The sequence below is a fragment of the Paenibacillus sp. JCM 18996 genome (assembly GCF_055392555.1).
This window is the reverse complement of record NZ_AP043884.1, coordinates 3,755,865-3,776,995: the sequence shown is the minus strand read 5'-3', so window position 1 is coordinate 3,776,995 and position 21,131 is coordinate 3,755,865. Positions and strand designations below refer to the sequence as shown.

23 protein-coding genes and 1 pseudogene are annotated in these 21,131 nt (G+C 51.7%); 8 read left to right on the top strand and 16 right to left on the bottom strand.

Annotated elements, in window-relative coordinates; translation table 11 throughout:
• Positions 1–250: 250 nt before the first annotated feature.
• Positions 251–706: a YutD family protein gene (locus ACZ5N7_RS18695; protein WP_464656101.1), complete on the bottom strand. Its 456-nt coding sequence runs from the start codon at positions 704–706 to the stop codon at positions 251–253.
• Positions 707–726: 20 nt separating this feature from the next.
• Positions 727–1,599, bottom strand: a complete 873-nt coding sequence (gene lipA / locus ACZ5N7_RS18690) for a lipoyl synthase (protein WP_464656100.1) — start codon at positions 1,597–1,599, stop codon at positions 727–729.
• Positions 1,600–1,921: 322 nt separating this feature from the next.
• On the opposite strand from lipA, the gene larB reads away from it, so the two are divergent.
• Positions 1,922–2,695, top strand: a complete 774-nt coding sequence (larB, locus tag ACZ5N7_RS18685; RefSeq protein WP_464656099.1) for a nickel pincer cofactor biosynthesis protein LarB — start codon at positions 1,922–1,924, stop codon at positions 2,693–2,695.
• Positions 2,696–2,700: 5 nt separating this feature from the next.
• On the top strand, positions 2,701–3,726 hold the full coding sequence (gene larC / locus ACZ5N7_RS18680) for a nickel pincer cofactor biosynthesis protein LarC (protein WP_464656098.1): 1,026 nt from the start codon (positions 2,701–2,703) through the stop codon (positions 3,724–3,726).
• A gap of 79 nt (positions 3,727–3,805) precedes the next feature.
• Here larC and ACZ5N7_RS18675 read toward each other — a convergent pair whose 3' ends face one another.
• The 5 genes from ACZ5N7_RS18675 to larC2 form a co-directional block, all read right to left on the bottom strand.
• The gene (locus tag ACZ5N7_RS18675) at positions 3,806–4,648 is read right to left on the bottom strand and encodes a metallophosphoesterase family protein (protein ID WP_464656097.1); all 843 of its coding nucleotides are present in this window, start codon (positions 4,646–4,648) and stop codon (positions 3,806–3,808) included.
• A 696-nt stretch (positions 4,649–5,344) separates the two neighbouring features.
• Complete coding sequence (locus ACZ5N7_RS18670) at positions 5,345–5,914, bottom strand: manganese catalase family protein (RefSeq protein ID WP_464656096.1); 570 nt, start codon at positions 5,912–5,914, stop codon at positions 5,345–5,347.
• Positions 5,915–5,926: 12 nt separating this feature from the next.
• Positions 5,927–6,211, bottom strand: a complete 285-nt coding sequence (locus ACZ5N7_RS18665) for a spore coat protein CotJB (RefSeq protein ID WP_464659351.1) — start codon at positions 6,209–6,211, stop codon at positions 5,927–5,929.
• Between the two features lie 222 nt (positions 6,212–6,433).
• A complete protein-coding gene (locus ACZ5N7_RS18660) occupies positions 6,434–6,637 on the bottom strand; it encodes a spore coat associated protein CotJA (protein ID WP_464656095.1) in 204 nt (67 codons plus the stop codon).
• A 100-nt stretch (positions 6,638–6,737) separates the two neighbouring features.
• Positions 6,738–7,217, bottom strand: a complete 480-nt coding sequence (gene larC2, locus ACZ5N7_RS18655) for a nickel pincer cofactor biosynthesis protein LarC2 (protein WP_464656094.1) — start codon at positions 7,215–7,217, stop codon at positions 6,738–6,740.
• Between the two features lie 153 nt (positions 7,218–7,370).
• Here larC2 and ACZ5N7_RS18650 point away from each other — a divergent pair, with 153 nt between their 5' ends.
• Positions 7,371–8,426, top strand: a complete 1,056-nt coding sequence (locus tag ACZ5N7_RS18650; RefSeq protein WP_464656093.1) for a M23 family metallopeptidase — start codon at positions 7,371–7,373, stop codon at positions 8,424–8,426.
• Positions 8,427–8,454: 28 nt separating this feature from the next.
• Here the strand turns inward: ACZ5N7_RS18650 and yunB are convergent, their stop codons facing one another.
• Positions 8,455–9,234: a sporulation protein YunB gene (gene yunB / locus ACZ5N7_RS18645; RefSeq protein WP_464656092.1), complete on the bottom strand. Its 780-nt coding sequence runs from the start codon at positions 9,232–9,234 to the stop codon at positions 8,455–8,457.
• 198 nt (positions 9,235–9,432) lie between these two features.
• Between yunB and ACZ5N7_RS18640 the strand changes: the two genes are divergently transcribed.
• Positions 9,433–10,398 (top strand): aldo/keto reductase, encoded by a 966-nt coding sequence (locus ACZ5N7_RS18640; protein ID WP_464656091.1) that lies wholly within the window; start codon positions 9,433–9,435, stop codon positions 10,396–10,398.
• Between the two features lie 105 nt (positions 10,399–10,503).
• On the opposite strand, the gene ACZ5N7_RS18635 is transcribed toward ACZ5N7_RS18640, so the two are convergent.
• Both ACZ5N7_RS18635 and ACZ5N7_RS18630 read right to left on the bottom strand, forming a co-directional pair.
• Entirely contained in the window at positions 10,504–11,838 is a 1,335-nt protein-coding gene (locus ACZ5N7_RS18635; protein WP_464656090.1) for an ABC transporter substrate-binding protein, read from the bottom strand.
• A 138-nt stretch (positions 11,839–11,976) separates the two neighbouring features.
• Positions 11,977–12,561 carry a biotin transporter BioY gene (locus ACZ5N7_RS18630; protein WP_464656089.1) on the bottom strand — a complete coding sequence of 195 codons (585 nt, stop codon included), beginning with the start codon at positions 12,559–12,561 and terminating at the stop codon, positions 11,977–11,979.
• Positions 12,562–12,659: 98 nt separating this feature from the next.
• Here ACZ5N7_RS18630 and ACZ5N7_RS18625 point away from each other — a divergent pair, with 98 nt between their 5' ends.
• The 4 genes from ACZ5N7_RS18625 to ACZ5N7_RS18610 all read left to right on the top strand — a co-directional run bounded on the left by ACZ5N7_RS18625 (position 12,660) and on the right by ACZ5N7_RS18610 (position 16,525).
• Positions 12,660–13,487, top strand: coding sequence for an ATP-binding cassette domain-containing protein (locus ACZ5N7_RS18625; protein ID WP_464656088.1), 828 nt, complete (start codon positions 12,660–12,662; stop codon positions 13,485–13,487).
• A complete protein-coding gene (locus ACZ5N7_RS18620) occupies positions 13,484–15,259 on the top strand; it encodes an ATP-binding cassette domain-containing protein (RefSeq protein ID WP_464656087.1) in 1,776 nt (591 codons plus the stop codon). Before ACZ5N7_RS18625 ends, ACZ5N7_RS18620 begins: the two co-directional genes overlap by 4 nt.
• A 93-nt stretch (positions 15,260–15,352) precedes the next feature.
• Positions 15,353–16,057 carry a DsbA family protein gene (locus ACZ5N7_RS18615; RefSeq protein WP_464656086.1) on the top strand — a complete coding sequence of 235 codons (705 nt, stop codon included), beginning with the start codon at positions 15,353–15,355 and terminating at the stop codon, positions 16,055–16,057.
• The gene (locus ACZ5N7_RS18610; RefSeq protein WP_464656085.1) at positions 16,058–16,525 is read left to right on the top strand and encodes a disulfide oxidoreductase; all 468 of its coding nucleotides are present in this window, start codon (positions 16,058–16,060) and stop codon (positions 16,523–16,525) included. It begins immediately after the preceding gene.
• A 280-nt stretch (positions 16,526–16,805) separates the two neighbouring features.
• On the opposite strand, the gene ACZ5N7_RS18605 is transcribed toward ACZ5N7_RS18610, so the two are convergent.
• The 6 genes and pseudogenes from ACZ5N7_RS18605 to ACZ5N7_RS18580 form a co-directional block, all read right to left on the bottom strand.
• The gene (locus ACZ5N7_RS18605; protein WP_464656084.1) at positions 16,806–17,189 is read right to left on the bottom strand and encodes a VOC family protein; all 384 of its coding nucleotides are present in this window, start codon (positions 17,187–17,189) and stop codon (positions 16,806–16,808) included.
• Positions 17,190–17,289: 100 nt separating this feature from the next.
• Positions 17,290–17,361, bottom strand: a pseudogene (locus ACZ5N7_RS18600) (transcriptional regulator); the annotation flags it as partial.
• 53 nt (positions 17,362–17,414) lie between these two features.
• On the bottom strand, positions 17,415–17,975 hold the full coding sequence (locus tag ACZ5N7_RS18595; protein ID WP_464656083.1) for an NUDIX domain-containing protein: 561 nt from the start codon (positions 17,973–17,975) through the stop codon (positions 17,415–17,417).
• Between the two features lie 83 nt (positions 17,976–18,058).
• Positions 18,059–19,213, bottom strand: coding sequence for an NAD(P)/FAD-dependent oxidoreductase (locus ACZ5N7_RS18590; RefSeq protein WP_464656082.1), 1,155 nt, complete (start codon positions 19,211–19,213; stop codon positions 18,059–18,061).
• A 40-nt stretch (positions 19,214–19,253) separates the two neighbouring features.
• Positions 19,254–19,958 (bottom strand): methyltransferase domain-containing protein, encoded by a 705-nt coding sequence (locus ACZ5N7_RS18585; RefSeq protein ID WP_464656081.1) that lies wholly within the window; start codon positions 19,956–19,958, stop codon positions 19,254–19,256.
• Positions 19,951–21,114: a type III polyketide synthase gene (locus ACZ5N7_RS18580; protein WP_464656080.1), complete on the bottom strand. Its 1,164-nt coding sequence runs from the start codon at positions 21,112–21,114 to the stop codon at positions 19,951–19,953. Before ACZ5N7_RS18580 ends, ACZ5N7_RS18585 begins: the two co-directional genes overlap by 8 nt.
• Positions 21,115–21,131: the final 17 nt, after the last annotated feature.

Here is a 21,131-nt window from a genome sequence, read left to right as displayed (position 1 = left end):
ACAATTTAAATAACGCCCTCTGAGTCCGCTTTTCCTCTGCCCTAGGCTAATGGTAGGAGCATGCCAGCCCCAATCGGGACTACTCACCCTGGAGAAGTCGCCATGCTGGGCGTACACAGAAAGAGCCCCACTCCTACACTATGGAGAAGGGCTCTTTGTAAGATCAAGCCGGGGTGTTCTCTTTCTCTTTCTCACGAGAGCTGTAATTATCCTTGGCATTTTCTTTAGCGTTGTCGCTAGCGCCGGCCTGCTACTTCACGTGCTGCTTCGAACCTTTTGCGCTGGCCTGCTCCTGCACATGCTCCTTCGCGCCAGCCTGCTCCTTCACGTGCTTCTTACCGCTATTAGCATTGGCCTGCTCCCTCTCGTGCTCCCTGCCGCTATTCGAGCCTCCAGAGCTCGCTCCGGCCTGTTCCTTGCCGCCCCCCGCCTTGCCGGGGACTTTCTCGATAATAAAATAAGGGCAGCCAAAATTGCAGTATTCATTCAAATAGTCCTGTAAACTCGCAATGCTGTTTTCTTTGGTCGCCTTAGGGTGGTTTTCTTTAAAAAAACCTCTCAGCCGAAGCTGGTTATAGCCCCAGTCCCCGACAATATAGTCATAACGCTCCAACACTTCGCTAAACCGTTCCTTAAAAGCATCCGGCTTCCACCCGTCGCGGTAATCCGTGACGACTTCATAGGTTTTGCCTGCGATCTGATACATGTGACACCTCCTGGGTGGTTTTACGCTTTCCGGGCGGACTGAACCTGTTCATGGGCGTGATAGGAGCTGCGCACCAGCGGACCGGATTCCACATGGCTGAAGCCGCGCTTCATACCTTCCTCTTTGAGCTCCGCAAACTGCTCGGGGGTGTAATATTTTTTCACTGTGAGGTGGTTGGGCGTAGGCTGCAAATATTGGCCGATCGTCATGATGTCGCAGTTCACGGCTCTCAGATCGTCCATCGTTCGCAAAATTTCGTCCCACTCCTCCCCTACTCCGATCATGATGCTGGATTTGGTGGGAATGGCAGGGTAGCTTTTTTTGGCCCGGTCAAGCAGCTCCAGAGATCTCGCATATTTCGCTTTGGAACGGACACGGTCCGACATTCTTTCCACGGTCTCGATGTTATGGTTGAGGATATCCGGCTTGGCCTCCATCACCACACGCAGTGACTCTTCGTTCCCCATAAAATCCGGAATCAGCACTTCCACACTGCACATCGGAAGCTTGCGGCGGACCGCCTTGATCGATTCGGCAAAAATAGAGGCGCCCCCATCCTGAAGATCGTCACGAGCTACGGAAGTGATCACGCAGTGCTTCAGCATCATCTGCTCCGCCGCTTCCGCCACGCGCTCCGGCTCCTGCAGGTCAAGCTCGGTAGGCAGGCCGCTCTTCACGGCGCAGAAACGGCACGCTCTTGTGCAAATATCCCCCAGAATCATGAATGTAGCCGTGCGGTTGGCCCAGCATTCGTGTATATTAGGGCATTTCGCTTCCTCGCAGACGGTGTGCAGCGTTTTGCTCCGCATCATGCTTTTCAGTTCTTTGAAATTTTCGCCTTGCGTGAGTTTTATCTTTAACCAATCGGGTTTTCTTTCACTGGTAATGGCCATAAGCTACCCTTCTCTCTTTTGGATAAAAAGCTCTGTTCGGGCACGGAAAGTAAGTTGGAATCAAGCCTTTTGACTCTTCTGCACTTTCTTGCATAATTTTCGGCCGTTCTTGTAATGTATTATACCAAAAAAGCTGAAACAGTCCACAACAACGGCAAAGTTCAGTTAAGTACCGGAGGATGCACGCCCATCCCAGACCCAAAAATCCGCTACGTTAGAGCATTTCCCAGCTAATCCGCCAGATAGAGGTGGAGGATATCCGGGCTGATATGTTAAACTAGACAAGGAATTAATTCAGCTGGAAAATGAGGAGATCGCCCCTATGAAAGATTTGGAGACTCTACTTGGACGGGTGCGGTCCGGAGAACTGCCGGTTGAGGAAGCAGCGGGCCTCATAGCCGCTCTGACGACTACCGGTGATAGGGTGGAGGATCTAGGATTCGCCCAATTGGACGTGGACCGCGAAGCAAGGACAGGCTTTCCGGAGGTCATCTTCGGGGAAGGAAAGACGCCTGAGCATTTGACTGCCATTTTTAACAAGCTCATGGAACATTCGGACCGGGTACTGGCGACAAGGATCGATCAGGGCAAGGCCGAATACGTGCTCTCCCAAATTGACGGAATCACATACCACAAAGCCGCCCGAGCCTTAACCTGGTTCAAGAAGCCGATACTGGCCGTGCACGACGGATATGTCGCTGTGGTATGTGCGGGCACTTCGGATCTGCCGGTCGCGGAAGAAGCGGCTTTGACGGCGGAATGTATGGGAAGCCATGTGGAAAGAGTGTATGATGTGGGGGTAGCCGGCATCCACCGCCTGTTTCGCAGGCTTGATGTAATCAGGGGAGCCAATGCGATAGTCGCGGTGGCGGGGATGGAAGGCGCACTGGTCAGTGTGGTCGGCGGCCTCGTGTCCAAACCCGTGGTAGCGGTACCGACCTCCATCGGCTACGGGGCCCATTTACAAGGGATTGCTCCGCTGCTCAGCATGCTTAACGCCTGTGCTCCGGGTGTTGCGGTTGTCAACATCGATAATGGGTTCGGGGCGGGGTATTACGCAGGCCTAATTAATAAAAATATGTCAGAAAGGTTGTGAAACTGTTGCGTATTCTTTTTTTCGACTGCTTCTCCGGCATTTCCGGGGATATGACATTAGCCGCCTTGGTGGACGCGGGCGCAGACCGGGCTTACATAGAAGAAGAGCTGCAGAAAATCAAGCTGGAGCCTTACACCATTGAATGGAAACGCGTAAACAAAAAAGGAATCTCCGCCATGAAAGCGGACGTGCTGCCGGATCCCGAGCATCCGCCTACCCGCCACCGCCATTATTCGGAGATCGTAAAGGTGATTGCCCAAGCGGGATTTAATGAAAGAGTGACCGCGCTAAGCCTGGCTATCTTCGCCAAAATTGGCGTAGCGGAAGCGAAAATCCACGGCATCCCCGTGGAAAAGGTGCATTTTCACGAAGTAGGAGCGATCGACTCCATCGTTGACGCTGTCGGTGTCGCCTTGGCTATCGACTCTTTGAATGTGGAGAAAATTATATCCTCCCCTGTACCGTTAGGCTCCGGCATCGTTCACTGCGACCACGGCATTTATCCCGTACCGGCTCCCGCCACACTTGAAATGATGAAAGGGCTGCCGATCACAAACACGAAATATACTTTGGAAATGACTACCCCTACTGGCGCAGGAATCATCTCCGGCCTGGTGGACGAATTCAGCTCCGGCCTGCCGCCGATGATCGTTGAGACCATTGGCTACGGCGCAGGCACGCGCGACCTGCCGAACCAGCCGAACGTGCTTCGGGTCATCGTGGGCAACAGCGATCCGTACCTGACGAAGTTCCATGTCCACCACGATATCGTGTCCTGCGAAGATGAGCATGTGCACGAGCACCATCATGAGCATCACCACCATGGACATGACCATGGAGACGGTCACAGCCACGAGCATGAGCACAGCCGCGAAGGTGATCACCACGATCATAAGCATGACGGCCGTCATCCGAAGGATCAGCATTTGCACGAGCACAAACACAGCCATGTACATGGGCACGATTACAGCGAAGATCCCGACCTCGCGGAAGAACTCCCGCATCCCGTCCATGCGCATACACACCAATAACTTTAAAAAAAAGAACAGAATCCACGGGATTATCCGGAATTTCTGTTCTTTTTTTGAACGTTAACGCATTAATAAAATACTACTTTTGTTCTGTTGCCAACACTAAGGGGACGTTACATTCCCTATCCGCGTCTTGTCCGCGCGCTTCAGGATTGTGAGTAAAATGCTGCATGCTTTTATACAAGGTCTGTACATTGTCTGTCAGCACTGCATCCGGAATATCTACGGCAGAAATACGAATCTCTTCCTGTTCAATATCCACGATCCGTACGGCATGCTGATCCAGGCAGGCGGAAACCTGCACAAAAGTCCAGTTATTCTGCGTTACAATGGAGTCGACATGCGTATGTCCGTTGAAATAAATACCTGTTCCTTGTTTCTGGCTCAGAATCCTCCACATATCGATGCCCGGATGAATCGAGCCTTTGTCCTCATTAGAACGGGTTGTCGTATCGTATACCGGATGATGAGCGAAAACTAAAAGCGGCTTGGTGCCGGAGGATCTTACAATAGCTTCAAGCCAGTGCAATTGTTCTTCGTCAATCCAGCCTCCCCAGTCCTCATAGTCCATTTCTCTTGCCGTGTCTATGAATGCAAGCACTGCGCGGTCAGTCGTTATGGCATGATAGCGGGCTTGTCCGGTCAAGCTCAGAACTTCCCTGCGGGTTTGCGCATACAGGTCATGATTTCCCAAAACATGATAAAAGGTTCTGTCGCTGTGCTGAAGCATTCCGTAAACTTCCTGAAGCTCGGAAGGAGTACCATAATTAGTTAAATCCCCGAGTGAAATATGGGCATCCGCTTCAATCTCTAAAAACCGTGCCAGAAACGTTTGGTAGAAGCCATTACGCGCATCCAGCCATCCAGGAACCGTTTCATCGGTAGCGTGATAATGCAAGTCTCCCATTACTACAATCTTCACAACAACCTCTCCTTCTCATTAAAAAATTGATATGGAACGATCACACACGGATTATAATTCACAAGTGTTAAATGTAAATATGGTTTTGGCCTGTTTAATGTAAAACTATTATTCATATTTAGTGAATTTTACTTTTAAGAAGAACCGTGGACATTTCCCGGATTTGGAGGAATTTTATTCCGCTGATGTGGTGTTTCCGGTTATTTCCCGGAATTAACGTACTGTGTGACCATTACGTTACCGCCATAAATGTTGCCCGGAATGTGCTGGCCCGCGGCATGCTGGATTGCTTTGATTAACAGGAAAATATGCTGATATTTGCTCAGTTTGATTGCCTCCCCATCCGTATCCATGGAAAATTTCCCGTTAATTCAACCCATTCGGGTCAAATATTAGAATAACCGCTGATTTTGATGGAACTTTTCCAGTTAAATGCATCTCCAACCAAATCGAAGTCAAATTAAATGGAGGAATTCCCTTTAATGGAATATCCGCTGAAGCTGAATCGATCCAACACAACTATAACGCTAAGGTGACCTTCTGGTTTGGAATAGAGGGGATTTACCAAAACAACATCTCCCAGCGGATGAATGTATCTACCCATCCACAGCCACTGAAAATCATAATTTCCTATACAACAACGAAAAAAGCCCGCAAGGGGCTTGTTTACATTTGATGCACTTTCGCCGAATCGCCCTAAAAAATCTTCTTCGTCTCCCTGTCTTCCTTCAGCATCTCCACCGCTTCGCGGAACCTCATAGAGTGGATCACTTCACGCTCCCGCAAAAACCTAAGTCCGTCTTTCAAATCCTCGTCGTCCGTCAGGTCGATCAGCCACTGATAGGTTGCCCTGGCCTTCTCCTCCGCAGCAATGTCCTCGTATAAATCCGCGATGGGATCTCCTTTGGCCTGAATATAAGCGGCAGTCCACGGCACTCCGCTCGCATTCTGATAGAATAACGCTCTGTCGTGACTCGCATAATGATCTCCCAGTCCCGCCGCTTTCAATTGATCTACCGTCGCGTCCTTCGTTAATTTGTACACCATTGTGGCAATCATTTCCAAATGAGCAAATTCTTCCGTGCCTATGTCCGTTAATAAACCTATTACTTTATCCGGAATCGAATACCGCTGATTCAAATAACGCAGTGCAGCAGCAAGCTCGCCGTCCGCTCCTCCATACTGCTCAAGCAGTAATCTGGCCATATGGGGATCGCATTTGCTGACCCTCACCGGATGCTGCAGCTTTTTCTCATAAATCCACATATTGGACCTCCTCTATACCTGCCAGGGCCAGGGGGATTTGGCCCAATCCCATGGGCTTCTGGTGTAGCTGTGGCCATACTGCAGCAGCGGGCCGTATTCTTTTTCGTACCTGCCAGCCAACGCGTGTCTCGCATGGGCGAACTGGTTGAACTGCTGAAGCGCGTTAACATCCGCAGGATGCGTGTCCAGATAGAGTGTCAGCTCGACCAGCACAAAATCGACGGCTTGAAGCTCCTCCAGCAGCTTGTAATAAGCTTCGGACATCGTATGCGGCGCGTTAGGGAAACTGTTCGGCATTACATTGGGCACTGCGTTAGGGATACTGTTCGGCATTACATTGGGCACAGTGTTTGGCATGAGATTCGGCATCTCATTAGGCACAATGTTCGGCGTTACATTGGAGACAAGGTTCGGCATATAAGGCGATACCGCATTGAGCCCCGGACCCATTGCCGCACCCTGCATCATGTTCTGGGAAGCGGGTGAAATTTCGTTCCGCAAGGTCTGCCTCCTCCTCTCCTAATTCTGTTTGCTCTCGTAAGGGCTGTACAATGACGGCCACAATGTGCCCTTCTTCAACGCCTCCATTGGACTGAACTGCGGTAAATTCATCGGCTGATAAGTCAAGTAAAGCTCCGGCGGAGTGTTGTAAACTTTGGGGGTGAGTGGCGGACAGGGATCGAACGGGCTGTGATACGGATAGTAAGTTTTGAACTGGTTCACGCTGATCCTCCTTGATTTGTAGGGTCTAATTCATTGTTATGTCGAATGGCTGGACGTTATCACCAAAAAGCGGGGCGGACACAAAAAAACTACCAATCTTTTACAAAGACTGATGGCGGTTCATATAAATCCTTCTCACTTCTTCGTAGACCTTCTTCAAGGGAACTCCATGCCGCTTTGCCGCGGCTTCGCATTCTTTGAATTCTGGCGCGAACTGCACCGTTTCCCCGTTATAAATGCCCGCCTTGACCGTAATCGGTCCCCATTCGGTGTCTACCTGTTCGAGCTGCCGCCCAAGCCTGTGGCAAGCCGCGTTCATATAGCGCAGCCCTAACGTAGTCGTTTCCGTAAAAATAATGCTCTCCGCCGCCTCCAGCCTTTCTTTCGATACGAGCACATTGAGCATGATTCCCGGACGCCCTTTTTTCATTACAATTGGAACGTAATACACGTCATTCGCGCCGGCCTCCAAGAGCAAATCCAGCACATAGGAGCAGTATTCAGGGTTCATGTCGTCCAGGTTGGCCTGCACCAGAATCATATGGTCGTCGCGGTGTTCTTCCCGATGGTCAAATTGCATTTCGTACCCCTCCTCATCTTCAAATGATAACAAAAGCCTCCGTCAAAAGGAAAGGAAACCTTTAGCATAAATTGACAAAATATGTACAACCTATACCATATAGCCAAAATCCGACATGATTTGCATTAAAAGTGTACACGGAGGTATTTCCCAATGAAACGCTGCACCCGGTTGTTGCGCCCGATTCTGCTGTCCATGGTGAGCTTCGGGCTTCTACTGTCCCCTACCGTCGGTTCCGTCCCGGCAGCAGCTGCACCTGCTCCCCCTCCCACGGATATGGCTCAAATCTTTACGCAGCGCAAGCAGCTGTACGATCGAATCAGCGCCTCCACCGGTATTCCCTGGCACTATTTGGCCGCGGCGGACCAATACGAACGGACGATTGCAGCGGCTAAGAAACGACCTAAACGGGACGGAGCGATCGGGGTCTATTATTCTGAGCCGGAATGGACAGGACTGCTCAATCCCGACCACTCCGACACCGACCCGGTATCCATCGCCTTCTTCCATGGGAAAGGAAAAGACGGCGACGGCGACGGCAAAGCGGACCCCAATAACGACGCCGACCTGCTGTATTCTTTCGCCTATGCCATGAAGCAGCGGGGAACGAACGAGGAGGACCTGCTCATTTCCCTTTGGGAAATCTACCATAATTCGCGGAGCGTACAAAGGATCAAACAGTTCTCCTCGATCTACAGCGCTTTTGACAGTCTGGATCTGCATGCCCATGCATTTCCTCTGCCCTTGACCGCAGACTACTCCTATCGAAGCACCTGGGGAGCCAAGAGGGGCTGGGGCGGGCGACGCATCCACGAGGGGACGGACCTTTACGCCGGTTACGGCGTCCCGGTTCTCAGCACATGCTATGGAATCGTTGAAGTCAAGGGTTGGAACCCGTACGGGGGCTGGAGAATAGGTCTCCGCGACTTGAACAACGTATACCATTATTATGCGCATTTGTCCGGGTTCGACAAGCAGCTGAAGCGGGGGGACATCGTCCGGCCGGGACAGGCCATCGGTTGGATGGGAAGCTCGGGCTACGGCAAGCCGGGAACGTCCGGCAAGTTTCCGCCGCATCTGCATTTCGGGCTTTACAAGGATAACGGGTTGACGGAATGGGCTTTCGATCCTTATCCTCATTTGAAAAAATGGGAACGGGAATCCCGCAGCCGCAGCACGGAGAACAAGCAAAAACCCGGCAGCCCTTAAGCCTATGGAGCCTGGTTTTTGTTCGTTTCTAATGCTTTGCCTCCGGTTTGCTTGCGGAATCCGTCAAGCCGCCGGCGCCTGCGGAAGGCGTAAAAGGAAGATTGGGCACACTGCCGGACGGAGGGGCTCCGGAAGCCGAGCCGACGGGATTTCCCTTATTGTCAAAATAGTACATAGGCACGTCGCCCACAATCAGCGAGTAAGAGAGCGGAAGCTCCGTCTCCACAATTTCCGTCTCCGAGTCGAAAGGCACGATGACAGTGACGGCGGCTACAATTTTAACGTACACCTCCACCACAACCATATTGATCCCGTTGTTCTGTGACCTGGTTTTCAGATCTACATTAACGTCACCGGCAGGAATCAGCCTGATCGGAATGTGCGGGCCGAAGGACGCCAGAATAGGGCTGTTCATAGCTTGGCCGAGCGGGATATACTCCTTCGTTTCCTTCAATCCGTGCAGCAGCCTCCGGGTCACATCGATCGTGTCGGCGGTAATCCTCGTATGCTCCGCGTAATTGATCATCAGCCCTTTTACCTTGCCCGTACTGTCCGTGCGCCAATCGATCAGCTTGTCGAAATTCGTGTTCTGAGAAATCCGCTCCGTGATGGCGTCCCTGATAAACTCGGTGGCGATCTGCTTCGATCTGATTTTGGCCAGATTCATCAGGGGCGGCTTGATGTTTTTTTCTATGAAGATAAAAAATTGCAAGCAAAACAGCATCAGGATAAACAACGCTAAAAAAATTTTCCGCTTCCTGCTCGTGCGAACCGAAGGTTTGCTCCTCCACCTGCGCGTCTTGAACATGGCGTTCCTCCTGCCGGGACTGCGTAGGTGCAAGCAAATGGAAGCAACGCAAGCAGTCAAATCGCTACTACCTACAGTATGCTGCCGGACGGTAAAAAAGAAGAAAGGCCCGCTAACCAAAATTCCCTCCCCTGCACGGATATGGTAAAATAAACGTTGGAATTGTCCATTCATAGTACGAAACAGAGGTGTAATTAAATGGAAAACAAAGCGCTATATCTGCAAAAGCACGGAGTCCCCGCCAGCCGCCTGGTTATGGGATGCATGGGCCTTGGCGGCGGTTGGGACCCCGGCCACGTCCTTAACGCGGAAGATGTCACAAACGCCCATGCGGCGGTCGAAGCCGCTCTATCTGCGGGAATCAACATGTTTGACCATGCGGACATTTATGCCCGCGGGAGGGCTGAGCAGGCATTCGGCAAAGTGCTGCAGGAACGTCCCGAGCTCCGGGAACGGATGATCATTCAATCCAAATGCGGAATACGCCAGAACTCATTCGACTTCTCCAAAGATCATATCCTCTCCAGCGTCGATGGCATACTTGGCAGACTGGGCGTCGAGTATATCGACATCCTGCTGCTTCACCGTCCGGATCCGCTTATGGAGCCTGAAGAAGTGGCGGAAGCATTCGGGAAATTGAAGCGGGCCGGCAAAGTAAAAGGCTTCGGCGTGTCCAACATGAGCGCGGAGCAAATGAAGTTCCTGCAGGCCCATCTGGACGAGCCGCTGCTCGTAAACCAGCTGGAGCTGAGTCTCGCCAAGCTCGATTGGGTTGACTCCGTCATATCGGTGAACCAGGCCGCCGGCACCAGTGTAAGCTTTCCGCACGGCACTTTGGAGTACTGCCGGAAGGAGAACGTACAGATCCAGGCCTGGGGCCCGCTCGCCAAAGGCATCCACACCGGAAGCGTGAACCTGGACGACCAACCCGCGAACGTTCGGCAGACCGCGGAGCTCGTCCGGGACATGGCCGCACAGAAGGCTGTATCGCCGGAAGCTATTGTGCTGGCATGGCTTATGCGTCATCCCGCCGGCATCCAGCCCGTCATTGGAACCTCCCGTCCCGAGAGGATCCGCGCCTGTGCGGAGGCTCTGCAGGTGGAGCTTTCGCGCGAAGAATGGTACTCCCTCTATATCGCTTCCAGAGGAAAACGGCTTCCTTAAAACCGCCTGCCCTCGGATATATGCTTGCTTAACTCTGAATGAAAGGAAGGATACCATAACTGTATGGTATCCTTCCTTCATTTTTCCGGTGATCCGATTATTAATTTACTTGCCTTTCTTATATTCGGCAATCTTCTGGTTTGCCTTCACATTAATGGTCTTCAACGTTTCGTCCAGCTTGCCGTCCTTTAACCAAAGTGCTTCCAACTCATCTGTGATAATTTTGGTCAAACCCGGAATTCCCGATTCCATTGGCGTCAGCGCGTAACCCACCTCACGGGCGTCCAAAAAATATTTGGCATGCTGGGGCAGATTGCCTTCCAACACCACCTGATCGGCATTGGCAACGGAAGGAACCGCGTTTCCTCCGCCCTGCAGACGGAAGATTTGTCCTTCCTTCGAAACGAATTCGCTGAGGAATTGGTATGCTTCGTTCGGATACTTCGTATTCTTGTTAAGAACCATATATGCTGTAGAGACAGCGGCAGGTTCAATCTTTTTGCCAGTATTCGTCGGGTAAGGAACAATATCATACTGAAGATCCTTATTTTGCTTGAAGATCGGCAGATACCAGCGGCCGGCAGCTACAAATCCAACCTGGTTGGACATAAACATCGCGTCTGCGCCTTGCCCTTTCGGAAGTGTTCCGCCGAACGTAATATTTTTCGCTTTTACGTTATCATATAGAAATTGAAAAGCTTCTACGAATTTACTGTCTTTATCGCCGATCCATTCTCCCTTGTCATTGTAAATTTGTCCGCCGTTGCTGGTCACCCAGCTGTAATACCGGTTCCAGGCGCTATCAAGCACCAATCCGTGCTTGCCGCTCGCGCGCAGTTTTTCAATCATTCCTTTAAATGTATTCCAGTTCCACTGCCCCTTTTCGTACAGGTCAGCAGGCATTTCGGCAATTCCGGCATCCATCAGCAGCTTCTTATTGTACCAGATAATGTTGGGATTACAGTCGACGGTCGCTCCATACACTTTTCCGTCTTTTTTGGCCGGTCCCCACAACCCTTCAAAGAAATCGCTTTCCCTGATTTTACTGTCCGGGCTTTTCATGAGCGGCGTTAATTCTGCAATCGTTTGGTTTTCAATCAGCTTGCTCATCGTCTCCAGACCGGAATAAAACAGATCCGGAGCCGTCCCTCCGCTGAGCTGGGTCAATATTTTTTGCTCATAGTCGCTCGGGATCGGGATTAATTCAAACTCAACTTTGGGATGCCTGGAGTTATATTCTTTTGTAAATTCCTGGAACCTCGTCAATTCTCCGGGATTTCCCCAGGTTGACCATTTCAGTTTTATTTTTTGTTCCGACTTAGATGCTTTCCCATCAGAAGATGCCGATTGCCCCCCGTCTTTACTGCACGCTTGCAACAAAGGAAACACAGCCATGATTGCAGTCAATAACGCCAACGGTAATTTCGCTTTCAACTTCATTGGATCACCCTTTCGGAAAATTGAATACGCTTACATTATATATTCATTTCTTTGTTCCGAAAAGGTGTATTATTTTCCGATTACCTATATCATAAAGGAAAATCAACTTGTTCTTAGAAGGTGGCGGGCAAGCTGCTCTTACTGTTCTATGTAACGCTTGGCGCCTGTCATTCTGGCAACGGGAAACACCCGTCTTACGGGAAGTGCAATGAGCGCCGCAAGGACCGCTTTCAGCGCGTCGCCCGGCAAATACGGATAACATCCGAGGACAAGAGCCTTGTCGATAGAGATCTTGGCGACATGTGCAAGCCAAGGCACTCCGGTGACATACAGGAGCAGGGACCCGAATAGCTCAAGCACGACAAAAGTATACAGGAAAGTCAGTACCCCCCTGCCTTTTACACGGCTTACAAAGAAACCGATGAGCAGTGCCGCAAAAGGATATGCCCAGATAAATCCGCCTGTCGGCCCGAGAATCAGGGACATTCCGCCGCTTCCGTGCAGAAGGGGAATCCCCAACGCGGTTAACACTACCACCAATGCCACGCTGAAAAACCCGTATACCGCTCCCAGAACCGACCCGGCCAGCATAACAACCAGATTTTGCAGCGAGAGCGGAATCGGGGTGAAGCCCAAATGAATGTTAAAAAAGCTGGATACTACGAGCAGGGCGCTGAACAGCGTGCTGAACACAAGGCCCCTCACGGAAAACATTTTATACATTGAAATTTCCCCTCTCTTTTGTTAACCTAATTACTGATTAACTGGTTAACAATTGGATGTTATCACAAAATTTCGCTGTTGAAAAGGTGCCTGCCTATATGAAAATGATAAATTCTCCCGCCATAACGCTTGGCCGTGTCAGCTGCTCCATTGACGCTTTCGACGGCACGAAGACGATCCTCAAGGATGTGGATTTGACTGTTCAGCGGAACGAGTGGACTGCTATTGTCGGAGCGAACGGCAGCGGCAAAAGCACCTTGGCGAAGGTGCTGGCCAATCTTTTTCCGGTGTCGTCCGGCACGGTGGCATACAGTTCGCCTGCGCAGCCGGCTGCACAGCTCATTTTTCAAAATCCGGAAGCGCAGATCATCGGAGAGACGGTATACGAAGACGTCATCTTCGGTATGGAAAATTACGGTGTGGAAGCGTCCCTTATGCATGCGTGTGCGGGAGAAGCTTTGCGGAAAGTAGGGCTCGCTTCCTTCAAAGAAGTGCCTGCTGCCCAGCTTTCCGGAGGCCAAAAGCAACTGCTGGCGATAGCCGGCGTTCTGGCGGTCAATCCGTCCGTGCTTGTTTTTGACGAGGCGACCTCCATGCTGGATCCCCTGTCCCGCGAGGTCATTCTCCGTCTGGTCCGGGAGCTGCACCGGGAAGGAAAGACCATTGTGTGGATCACCCAGCTGCTCGATGAACTCGCCTGGTGCGAACGGGTTGTGGCTGTTCGGGACGGAAGCATCGTGTTTGACGGGACGAATCGGGATTTCTTTTACGGAGGGTCAGGGAAAGAACCTGGTTTCTGTACGGAGCTCGGCTTTATTCCGCCTTTTACCGTGCAGGCCGCTTGCGATTTGCTTCGACAGGGATTCATGCTGAGCCCGCTGCCCTTAACTCCGGCGGAACTTGGCAAGGCTGTGAGCGCATTATGACGATACGTGTGAACCAGGTTTCCGTATTCAGCGGATCAGATGCCGTTTCTCCGCTGCTTGAGAATATCCGATGTACATTCGAAAAGGGTACGCTGACACTGCTGATAGGACGTACAGGTGCCGGAAAAACCACCTTTCTCAGCGCATTGGGGGGGCTTATTCCTCTTGGCTCAGGCTGCATCGAATATGATGGAATTTCTTTATGGAATGGCAGCAGGATAGAGAGCAAGGTTGGATTAAAGACGGGAATCGTGTTCCAGTATCCTGAGCGCCAGCTTTTTGCGGAGAATATTTCAAAGGAATTCAGGTATTCGCTGCGCCCTTACCGATTATCCGCACACGAAATGAACGCCCGTATGCGGGAAGCGCTCCACCGGCTCCACCTTCCCGAATCGATTGTAAATGAGTCCGCGCTGACTTTGTCTGACGGAATGAAACGGAGAGTGGCCTTAGCGACTACACTGGCGGTAAAACCGGAATGGCTGCTGCTGGATGAACCGACTGCGGGGATCGATCCCCAAGCAATAAAGCCGCTGACCGAAGCCATCACGTTAAGCAAGCTTGAAGGCGGAGTCATCATTGCCAGCCATGACCTGGACACGTTCCTCCCTCTCGCCGACCGCGTCATCCTTCTGGACAACGGGAAGATTGCGGCGGATACCACGCCAAGGGAGCTCTGCCAGAGCCCCGAACTTCTGCTGCGGGCGAGTGTGGGCTTGTCCACGAATATACAGATTTATATGTCGCTACTGGAGCACGGCGTCAGGCTGAACGGCGTCCCCCTGTCGCCCGCCGAAACGGCGGACGCTATAGCCCGTTGCGTCAACAGGCCTGCGGGAGACCGTGAGCCGGAAGCCGGAAAAGAGTTGGCAGCCGTCTGTACGGCGGACCATTGCAAGCCGGCGGCGAGGCCGTTTTTGTCCGCGTCCGCGCCGACGGAGCAGCCGTCTTCGTCTGCGCCCATGCCGGCAGGGCAACCTTCTTTCTCCGCGCACACGCCGACAAAGCCGCTGACGCTCATTGAAAAGCTGCATCCGATCTCCAAATGGCTGTTCTACATAATGGTTTCCGCCGGCATTCTGATGCAGGAGCATTGGGTCGGCCTCCTGCTCGCCGCCGTTGTTACTTTAGGTCTCGTAAGATTAACCGGTTCGCCATACCGCATACTTGCAAAAACGCGCCCTTTTGTGTATTTCCTTCTGCTTTCGACCTTGATATCGGGGCTTAGGTTTAATTTTGACGGGAATTCATCGGTTGCAGACTCTGTCTCTTTTTCTTTTCTGCCGGCGGTCCAAACTTTTAAACAATTAATCCTTTTCCTGCTGGTCATGATTCTGGGTTCCCTATTTGCCTCAACCACGAACGGAAGATCTATGCAGATGGGCATGGAACAGGCTTTCTCCTTCCTTGAAAGATTCAGGATTCCGGTCGCCGCCGTTACTTTCTCCGCGTCGCTGCTGCTTAAATTTATCCCCATGCTGCAGCGGGAAATGGAGAAAATGTCTCTTGTGGTCCGAGCTCGCGGAAAATCGCACGTCAAAAAAGGATCGATCCGGTGGCGGGAGGTTCATATCTTCCTTGTTCCGTTGCTTTTATCCATGATGAAAAATGCCGAGGACACGGCCCTTGCTATGGAAGCGAGAGGGTACAGGCTCAAGCCTCTGGGCCGCAACTCCTCGTACCCGCGGATGAACCGTATCGACGCAGCTGCCGTGGGATTTGGCGCTGTGCTTTCGGCTGCTCTGCTGGGGATACATTTTTATTTGTTATAGACAGGAAATATTAATATAATTAATCCATGCAGATTTTTCGCCGCATCCTTTGCGGATGTGTGGATTGAAATCATATGAAGGACGGGGATCATTTTGAACAAAACGCCATCTAAGGAGAAGCCGAAAATCCTCCGCAAACTGGAGAAGGAAAGGCAGCAGAGACGCATACGAACACTGACCTGGTCGACTCTCGCAGTTATTGCGGTTATCGTCGTTCTGGCCATAGCGTTCAGGCCGTCCTCCACCGCCCAATTTGATTACGGCAAGCTTCCCGTCCTGGGAAACGCCAATGCCCCGGTCAAAATCATCGAGTTCGGGGATTACAAATGCCCATCCTGCCAATATTTCGCCCAGCAAATCGAACCGAGGCTGAAGAAGGACTTTATCGACACCGGAGCGGCCTCCATGCACTTTATGAACTTTACGATTATCGGTCCGGATTCCAATACGGCGGCACTTGCCGGGCAGTCGATTTACCATCAGAGCAACGACGCCTACTGGGCATTTTATGAGGCGGTTTACAGGAACCAAGGGAATGAGAAGGTCGAATGGGCTACTCCGGATTTTCTCACCAGCCTTGCCCAGAAGGAAAACATCAAGGTGGATTACGCGAAGCTTCAGCAGGATATCGTGTCGAGGACGTATCAGAATGAAGTGGACGAGCATAATGCCATCGCGAAAAAGAACAACTTGTCCGGCACTCCGACCCTTTTTATAAACGGCAAAAAGTTTGATGATATATTTAATTACGATGCCCTGAAGAAAGAGATCGAATCCGCTCAAAAAGGTGGGAAATAGATGAGGACTGACGATTTTCGAGCCCTGTTGAAGCCTTACGCGCTTTATTTGGCTTGGGTCGTTTCCCTTGCCGCCACTGGAGGAAGCCTGTATCTTAGCGAAATATTGGGGTATATCCCCTGCAAGCTTTGCTGGTTTCAGCGCATTTTCATGTATCCCGAAGTGATCCTGCTGGGCATCGCGAGCTACAAGAACGACCGCCGTCAGGCCGGCTATGTGCTACCTTTGAGCATCATCGGCGGATTATTCTCGCTGTACCATTACGCCGAGCAAAAAATCCCGGGGCTGGCCGAGCTGCTGCCTTGTACCTCGGGTGTGCCTTGCAATACGGATTACCTGGATTGGTTCGGATTTATTACTATTCCTTTTTTGGCGCTGATTGCGTTCATCTTGATTACATGCTTTTTATGGATAGGGCGGGACAGCTCGGATAACAGCAGGAAAGACAGCCAAGTTTCTGCAGATTAAAACAAAAAAATCCCTGGCTTTGCGAATATGTCAAGTAACCAGCATGAGAAAAGCCACCCTTCGGCGGCCTTGGGTAAACGTTTTAGCTCTTCATAGAAATTTTCCCTAGTTCCGGCTAAAATGACTAAAACTAATTCGCCTTCCTCATTTTCCTCAACTCGATTGTGTGTAGCTTGTTACCCTAGGGATCCCAAAATTCAAAACTACCATGGCCAGCATCTGAAATATCGGTTACTTCAACTCCTTTTTTTCTTTTAAGTACCGAGATATCGTCATAAAGTTACTTCTGCACAATCTGAATAAGGTTGCCGCATGTATCGTCGAAGACAGCTATTGTAAGGTCGCCCATTTTTGTCGGCTCCATAGTAAAATTCACGCCGTTTTCCAATAATCGTTTGTACTCTTTATTAATATCTGCAACGCCAAACATTGTTGCTGGGATGCCATCGGCAAATATCTTCTTTTGATACTCTTTGGCGGCAGGATGGTCATTCGGTTCGAGTAAAAGTTCTGTACCGTCTTGCTCATCGGGAGAAACAAGCGTTATCCACCTAAATTCTCCGACGGGAACGTCATGCTTTTTTACAAAGCCCAGCGTTTCTGTATAAAACTCCAATGCCTTGTCTTGATCTTGAACGAATATACTGGTAACAATGATTTTCATAATGTTTTTCCCTCCATTGATATTTGCAACGTTGGTGTTCTGCTAACAATCTGGCTCCAATAGAAAAACCCATACATTCGTCAGAAGTTTTTAATTAAAATTACTCTATCCATCCTTTCAGCAAATTTTTAAGTGGTTCGTTATTGAATATAACCACTCGATATTCCCCCTTTTTAATGCGCTTACAAAAAAGACCCGCGCACTGCGGATCTTTTGTCTGCTTGTCTATATCCGGTATAGTCCGTTTCCTGGGAGAGGGACGATTGGCTCTTTATCTTCCGACAGCCCAGCCGCGTTTTGGGATTGCATGGCAATGTCAACGAGCCACCGGGTAAAACCGGCCACATTCATCTGCTCCATCTCCTCGAGGCTGTAAAAACCCGCTGCGTCCACTTCCTCTCCATCCGGCTTGGGCTCGCCGCCCAAATATTCCATGGCGAAGGCAATGTACACGTTATGTATATGCCTAGGCTGATCCCGGACGGCCACTATGCTTTTCACCGCAGCCTGAACGCCGGCTTCCTCCAACACTTCCCTTTCTATCGTTTCATGGATCAGTTCCAGCTGCTCAATATATCCGCCGGGATTAGTCCAGTATCCTTTGCCCGGTTCCTGCGCTCTGCGCACCAGCAGCATTTTCCCGTCTTTTACGACGAGGGCCCCGACACCGACGCTGTAATTCCCCCAGTGGACAAAGGCGCATTCGGAGCATGCATGTCTCAAGCCGCCGCCGATATCGCGGGTCTCCAGGGCACCTCCGCACGACATACAATATTTTATTTCCATTGTGGTCACCTTCCCTTGCAAGTCGTCTTTGTTTAGCGACTATTATACTTCATCGGCTGCTTAATGAACAGAGACATCGTCCCTTACGGCCGGATGGATTTGGAGGCCGGAAGTCTCGTGGCCTGCAGCAGACGAAAAGCCAGACCCGGCATAAGGCGTCCCAGATGCAGCAAAATCGGAGATGCCGCCGGACTGCCAAGCAGCGATTGAAGAACGCTCCCCCATCGCAGCGGACCTGTAAATTCGCGGCGCAAAGCCCTCGTATACTCCTGCCGCCAGCCCGCGAGTCCCATGGCTCCCCGCAGATAGCTGTCCGCAAGCGGCCCGCATAGTTCAACGGATCGCAGGGCCATGGCCATACCGTCGCCGCAAAGCGGCGGAATGACCGATGCCGCATCTCCGATATGCGGAATCAGATCCCACGCATTCACCGAGCGGGTCGTGAGTACAGGGGCAACTGCCGCCTGACTACCCGGAATCGGACGGCCGTCCGCCATTCTGCCCCGGTACGCCGAATTGAATAAGGAAGCCCTCTCCAGCACCCCTTTCACCGTTTTCCCGGCATCGAGAAATGCCTTTCTTGTTACGAGGGCAGCGACGTTCACCCGTTCCTCGTCAATAGGCGACACCCCCACATAGCCTCCGGGAAAAAAATATAGCTCAACCACAGGCTCCGGCTTTACACCTTCAAAATGCGATTTAATCCCGACATATCCCTCACTTGGTGCGGGCGCGGCAGAGGCAGTCAATCCGGCTCGCGGAGTTCGCCCCCATGCGCCAATTACTGTTCTCGCTTCCCATATTTTTCGTTCCTGCTTATGCTGCGAATCCACCATGAATCCACGGTCCGTCGGTGTCACCGAGGTAACCGTTAATCCGGTGTGTACAGCGCCCCCCATCGTTTTCACTGCCTGGTGCAGGGCGATGTCAAGAGAATATCTGCTTATACCAAGAGCCTTCCCGGGCAGCGGAATTTCCAAAGAAGCTCCCCCGGGCATAATTAATCGGGCCGCCCCTATTTCTATAGGCTGAAGCGAACCTACCACCTTATCCAAACCAAGCGCACCCAGGCTGGCCTGGGATTCCGGGGAAAGGAACTCCCCGCAAACTTTATGACGCGGAAAAGCTTTATGATCAACCAGAACGGTCTCCCACCCTTTTGCCGCCATAAAATGAGCCATGCTTCCGCCAGCAATACCTGCACCAAGGATTACCGCATCATGAAGATGTCGCTTCATTATAACCGCCCCATAGGCCCTGCGCCCTATAAAATGTTGTTCACTTGCTGGCGGTCACCACATACCGGAACAGCGGCCTCCACCAATAAAACAATTCGCAGTCGTCAAACTTCCCTCTCAATTCCTCCCAATCCGACGAAGTAAAACCTTTGGCCACCGACAAAGGACCGTCGTGCCGTATGTACCGGTTTGGCGAGATGCTATGGGCGGCAATCCAAACGGCCATCCAGGCAATCCAGTGCCGATGGATATCGTTAATCACAATGCCCATCCGGGAAGCATGCAGCATAGCCCTTACTGCCCGGGGCAGCTCCTCATCCGAAAAATGGTGAATAAATTGAGTGGCCGTAACCAAATCCGCGCAGCCTTCCGGAAGCTCAAACAAATCGCATCGGATGACTCGCACGCGCTTCTCCTTTTGAAATAACAACCTTGCTTCTTCGCATGCTTCTTCCGTAAGGTCAGCTATAGTAATCGTCAAGTCCAGGTTATTCTTTTCCGCCCACTGCAGTAAACTCCGGTTGACATCCCCCGAGCCGCCGCCAATGTCAAGGAGGGATAACTCCTGAGGCTTCCCCGCCTGGGTCCACAATTTTTCTACGCCAAAGACAGTCGGACCAGCCGCCGCAAAAATGCGGTTCAGCCTCCGAAGATGCCTCAGCGCTTCCCTGAGATCAGCTCCCCCTATGGAGAAATCGTCCATTAATTCCTTCGCTTCCGCCCGCTGCCCCAACCAGTTAAACATAAACCTCACCTGATGCGTCTTGCTGCATCCGCACAGCCGGAATATACTGAATGCGCAGAAGCTCCGCATGCATGCCCGGTCCGAAAGCCAGCGCCATCCCTGCCTTGGGACCGCTCGTCTGCCGCTCGAGCTCAGCCCTCATCTCTTGAAGAACAAACAGGATCGTCGCCGAGGAAAGATTCCCGTATTCCCTCAGAACGGACCGGCTTGCGCGGGTCTGATCATCCGATAGGCCAAAGATCGTTTGAAGCGCATCGATAATTCCCCGTCCTCCCGGATGGATCGCCCACAGATCAGGCAAAGACTCCCCGTCCAGCAAAGTCCTTACTTCGGCTGGAACGCTTTCTCCGATCAAAGCAGGAATACGCGGGGAAAGGTACAGCTGAAAACCATGATTGCCGATTCTCCATACCATGTCATCAGTGGAATCCGGCAGGATCACCGTGCGATGGCTGCCTAAAGCGAACCATCCTTTGCGGTTAGCTCCTCGTGTCCCTACAACGCAGGCCGAAGCTCCATCCCCAAAAAATGCCGCCGCAAATAGATCCTCCCGTTCGCCCGAATTCTGAATGTGCAGAGTACATAATTCGACGCAGCAAATCAGCACATGCGCAGACGGTGTCTGTTCCACAATCTCCTTGGCCATGCGCACAGCTGTCAATCCGGCGGCGCATCCCAGGAACGTAAGGGGAATGCGGGTAAGATCGGATTCCAATCCAAGCTGCCCTATAAGCGAGATATCCAGGCCGGGCTGAAATAACCCCGTACAGCTGACCGTAATCAGATGGGTGATATCGGAGCCGCTGATTCCACTGTCCTGAAGCGCTTTCTCGGCCGCATCCAAAGCAAGGGGAACGGAGCAGCGCCTATACACTTCCATCCGCTCTGCTGTCGTCGGAACTTCGTCATCAGGCGTGGAAGGCAGATACCGGTTCCGTCCGGAGGGCTCTGTCACATTCGGCTCACAGGTGTAACGGCTCTGTACACCGCACTGCCTGAATATTCTCTTCGCCCATCGTCCGGCATGCGAGTTTTCCCCCAGCGCCTCCGCTAACCTGTCCGAAGCCTCTTCCTGAGTAAAGCGGTGAGACGGCAGGGCCGTGCCGATTCCCAACACCGCAATGGCAGATCCCCCAATTTCCACTGTTCTCTTCATCCCTCTTTCGCTATGTT

Excerpts from the sequence above, each read along its gene's own strand:
- ACZ5N7_RS18625 (WP_464656088.1), top strand. The coding sequence starts at position 12,660 with ATGAAAATGATAAATTCTCCCGCCATAACGCTTGGCCGTGTCAGCTGC.
- ACZ5N7_RS18585 (WP_464656081.1), bottom strand. The coding sequence starts at position 19,958 with ATGTTTAACTGGTTGGGGCAGCGGGCGGAAGCGAAGGAATTAATGGAC.
- lipA (WP_464656100.1), bottom strand. The coding sequence starts at position 1,599 with ATGGCCATTACCAGTGAAAGAAAACCCGATTGGTTAAAGATAAAACTC.
- larB (WP_464656099.1), top strand. The coding sequence starts at position 1,922 with ATGAAAGATTTGGAGACTCTACTTGGACGGGTGCGGTCCGGAGAACTG.
- yunB (WP_464656092.1), bottom strand. The coding sequence starts at position 9,234 with ATGTTCAAGACGCGCAGGTGGAGGAGCAAACCTTCGGTTCGCACGAGC.
- ACZ5N7_RS18665 (WP_464659351.1), bottom strand. The coding sequence starts at position 6,211 with ATGCCGAACAGTTTCCCTAACGCGCCGCATACGATGTCCGAAGCTTAT.
- ACZ5N7_RS18630 (WP_464656089.1), bottom strand. The coding sequence starts at position 12,561 with ATGTATAAAATGTTTTCCGTGAGGGGCCTTGTGTTCAGCACGCTGTTC.
- ACZ5N7_RS18640 (WP_464656091.1), top strand. The coding sequence starts at position 9,433 with ATGGAAAACAAAGCGCTATATCTGCAAAAGCACGGAGTCCCCGCCAGC.
- ACZ5N7_RS18650 (WP_464656093.1), top strand. The coding sequence starts at position 7,371 with ATGAAACGCTGCACCCGGTTGTTGCGCCCGATTCTGCTGTCCATGGTG.
- ACZ5N7_RS18610 (WP_464656085.1), top strand. The coding sequence starts at position 16,058 with ATGAGGACTGACGATTTTCGAGCCCTGTTGAAGCCTTACGCGCTTTAT.
- ACZ5N7_RS18590 (WP_464656082.1), bottom strand. The coding sequence starts at position 19,213 with ATGAAGCGACATCTTCATGATGCGGTAATCCTTGGTGCAGGTATTGCT.
- ACZ5N7_RS18595 (WP_464656083.1), bottom strand. The coding sequence starts at position 17,975 with ATGGAAATAAAATATTGTATGTCGTGCGGAGGTGCCCTGGAGACCCGC.
- larC2 (WP_464656094.1), bottom strand. The coding sequence starts at position 7,217 with ATGCAATTTGACCATCGGGAAGAACACCGCGACGACCATATGATTCTG.
- ACZ5N7_RS18620 (WP_464656087.1), top strand. The coding sequence starts at position 13,484 with ATGACGATACGTGTGAACCAGGTTTCCGTATTCAGCGGATCAGATGCC.
- ACZ5N7_RS18580 (WP_464656080.1), bottom strand. The coding sequence starts at position 21,114 with ATGAAGAGAACAGTGGAAATTGGGGGATCTGCCATTGCGGTGTTGGGA.
- ACZ5N7_RS18605 (WP_464656084.1), bottom strand. The coding sequence starts at position 17,189 with ATGAAAATCATTGTTACCAGTATATTCGTTCAAGATCAAGACAAGGCA.
- ACZ5N7_RS18670 (WP_464656096.1), bottom strand. The coding sequence starts at position 5,914 with ATGTGGATTTATGAGAAAAAGCTGCAGCATCCGGTGAGGGTCAGCAAA.
- ACZ5N7_RS18635 (WP_464656090.1), bottom strand. The coding sequence starts at position 11,838 with ATGAAGTTGAAAGCGAAATTACCGTTGGCGTTATTGACTGCAATCATG.
- ACZ5N7_RS18695 (WP_464656101.1), bottom strand. The coding sequence starts at position 706 with ATGTATCAGATCGCAGGCAAAACCTATGAAGTCGTCACGGATTACCGC.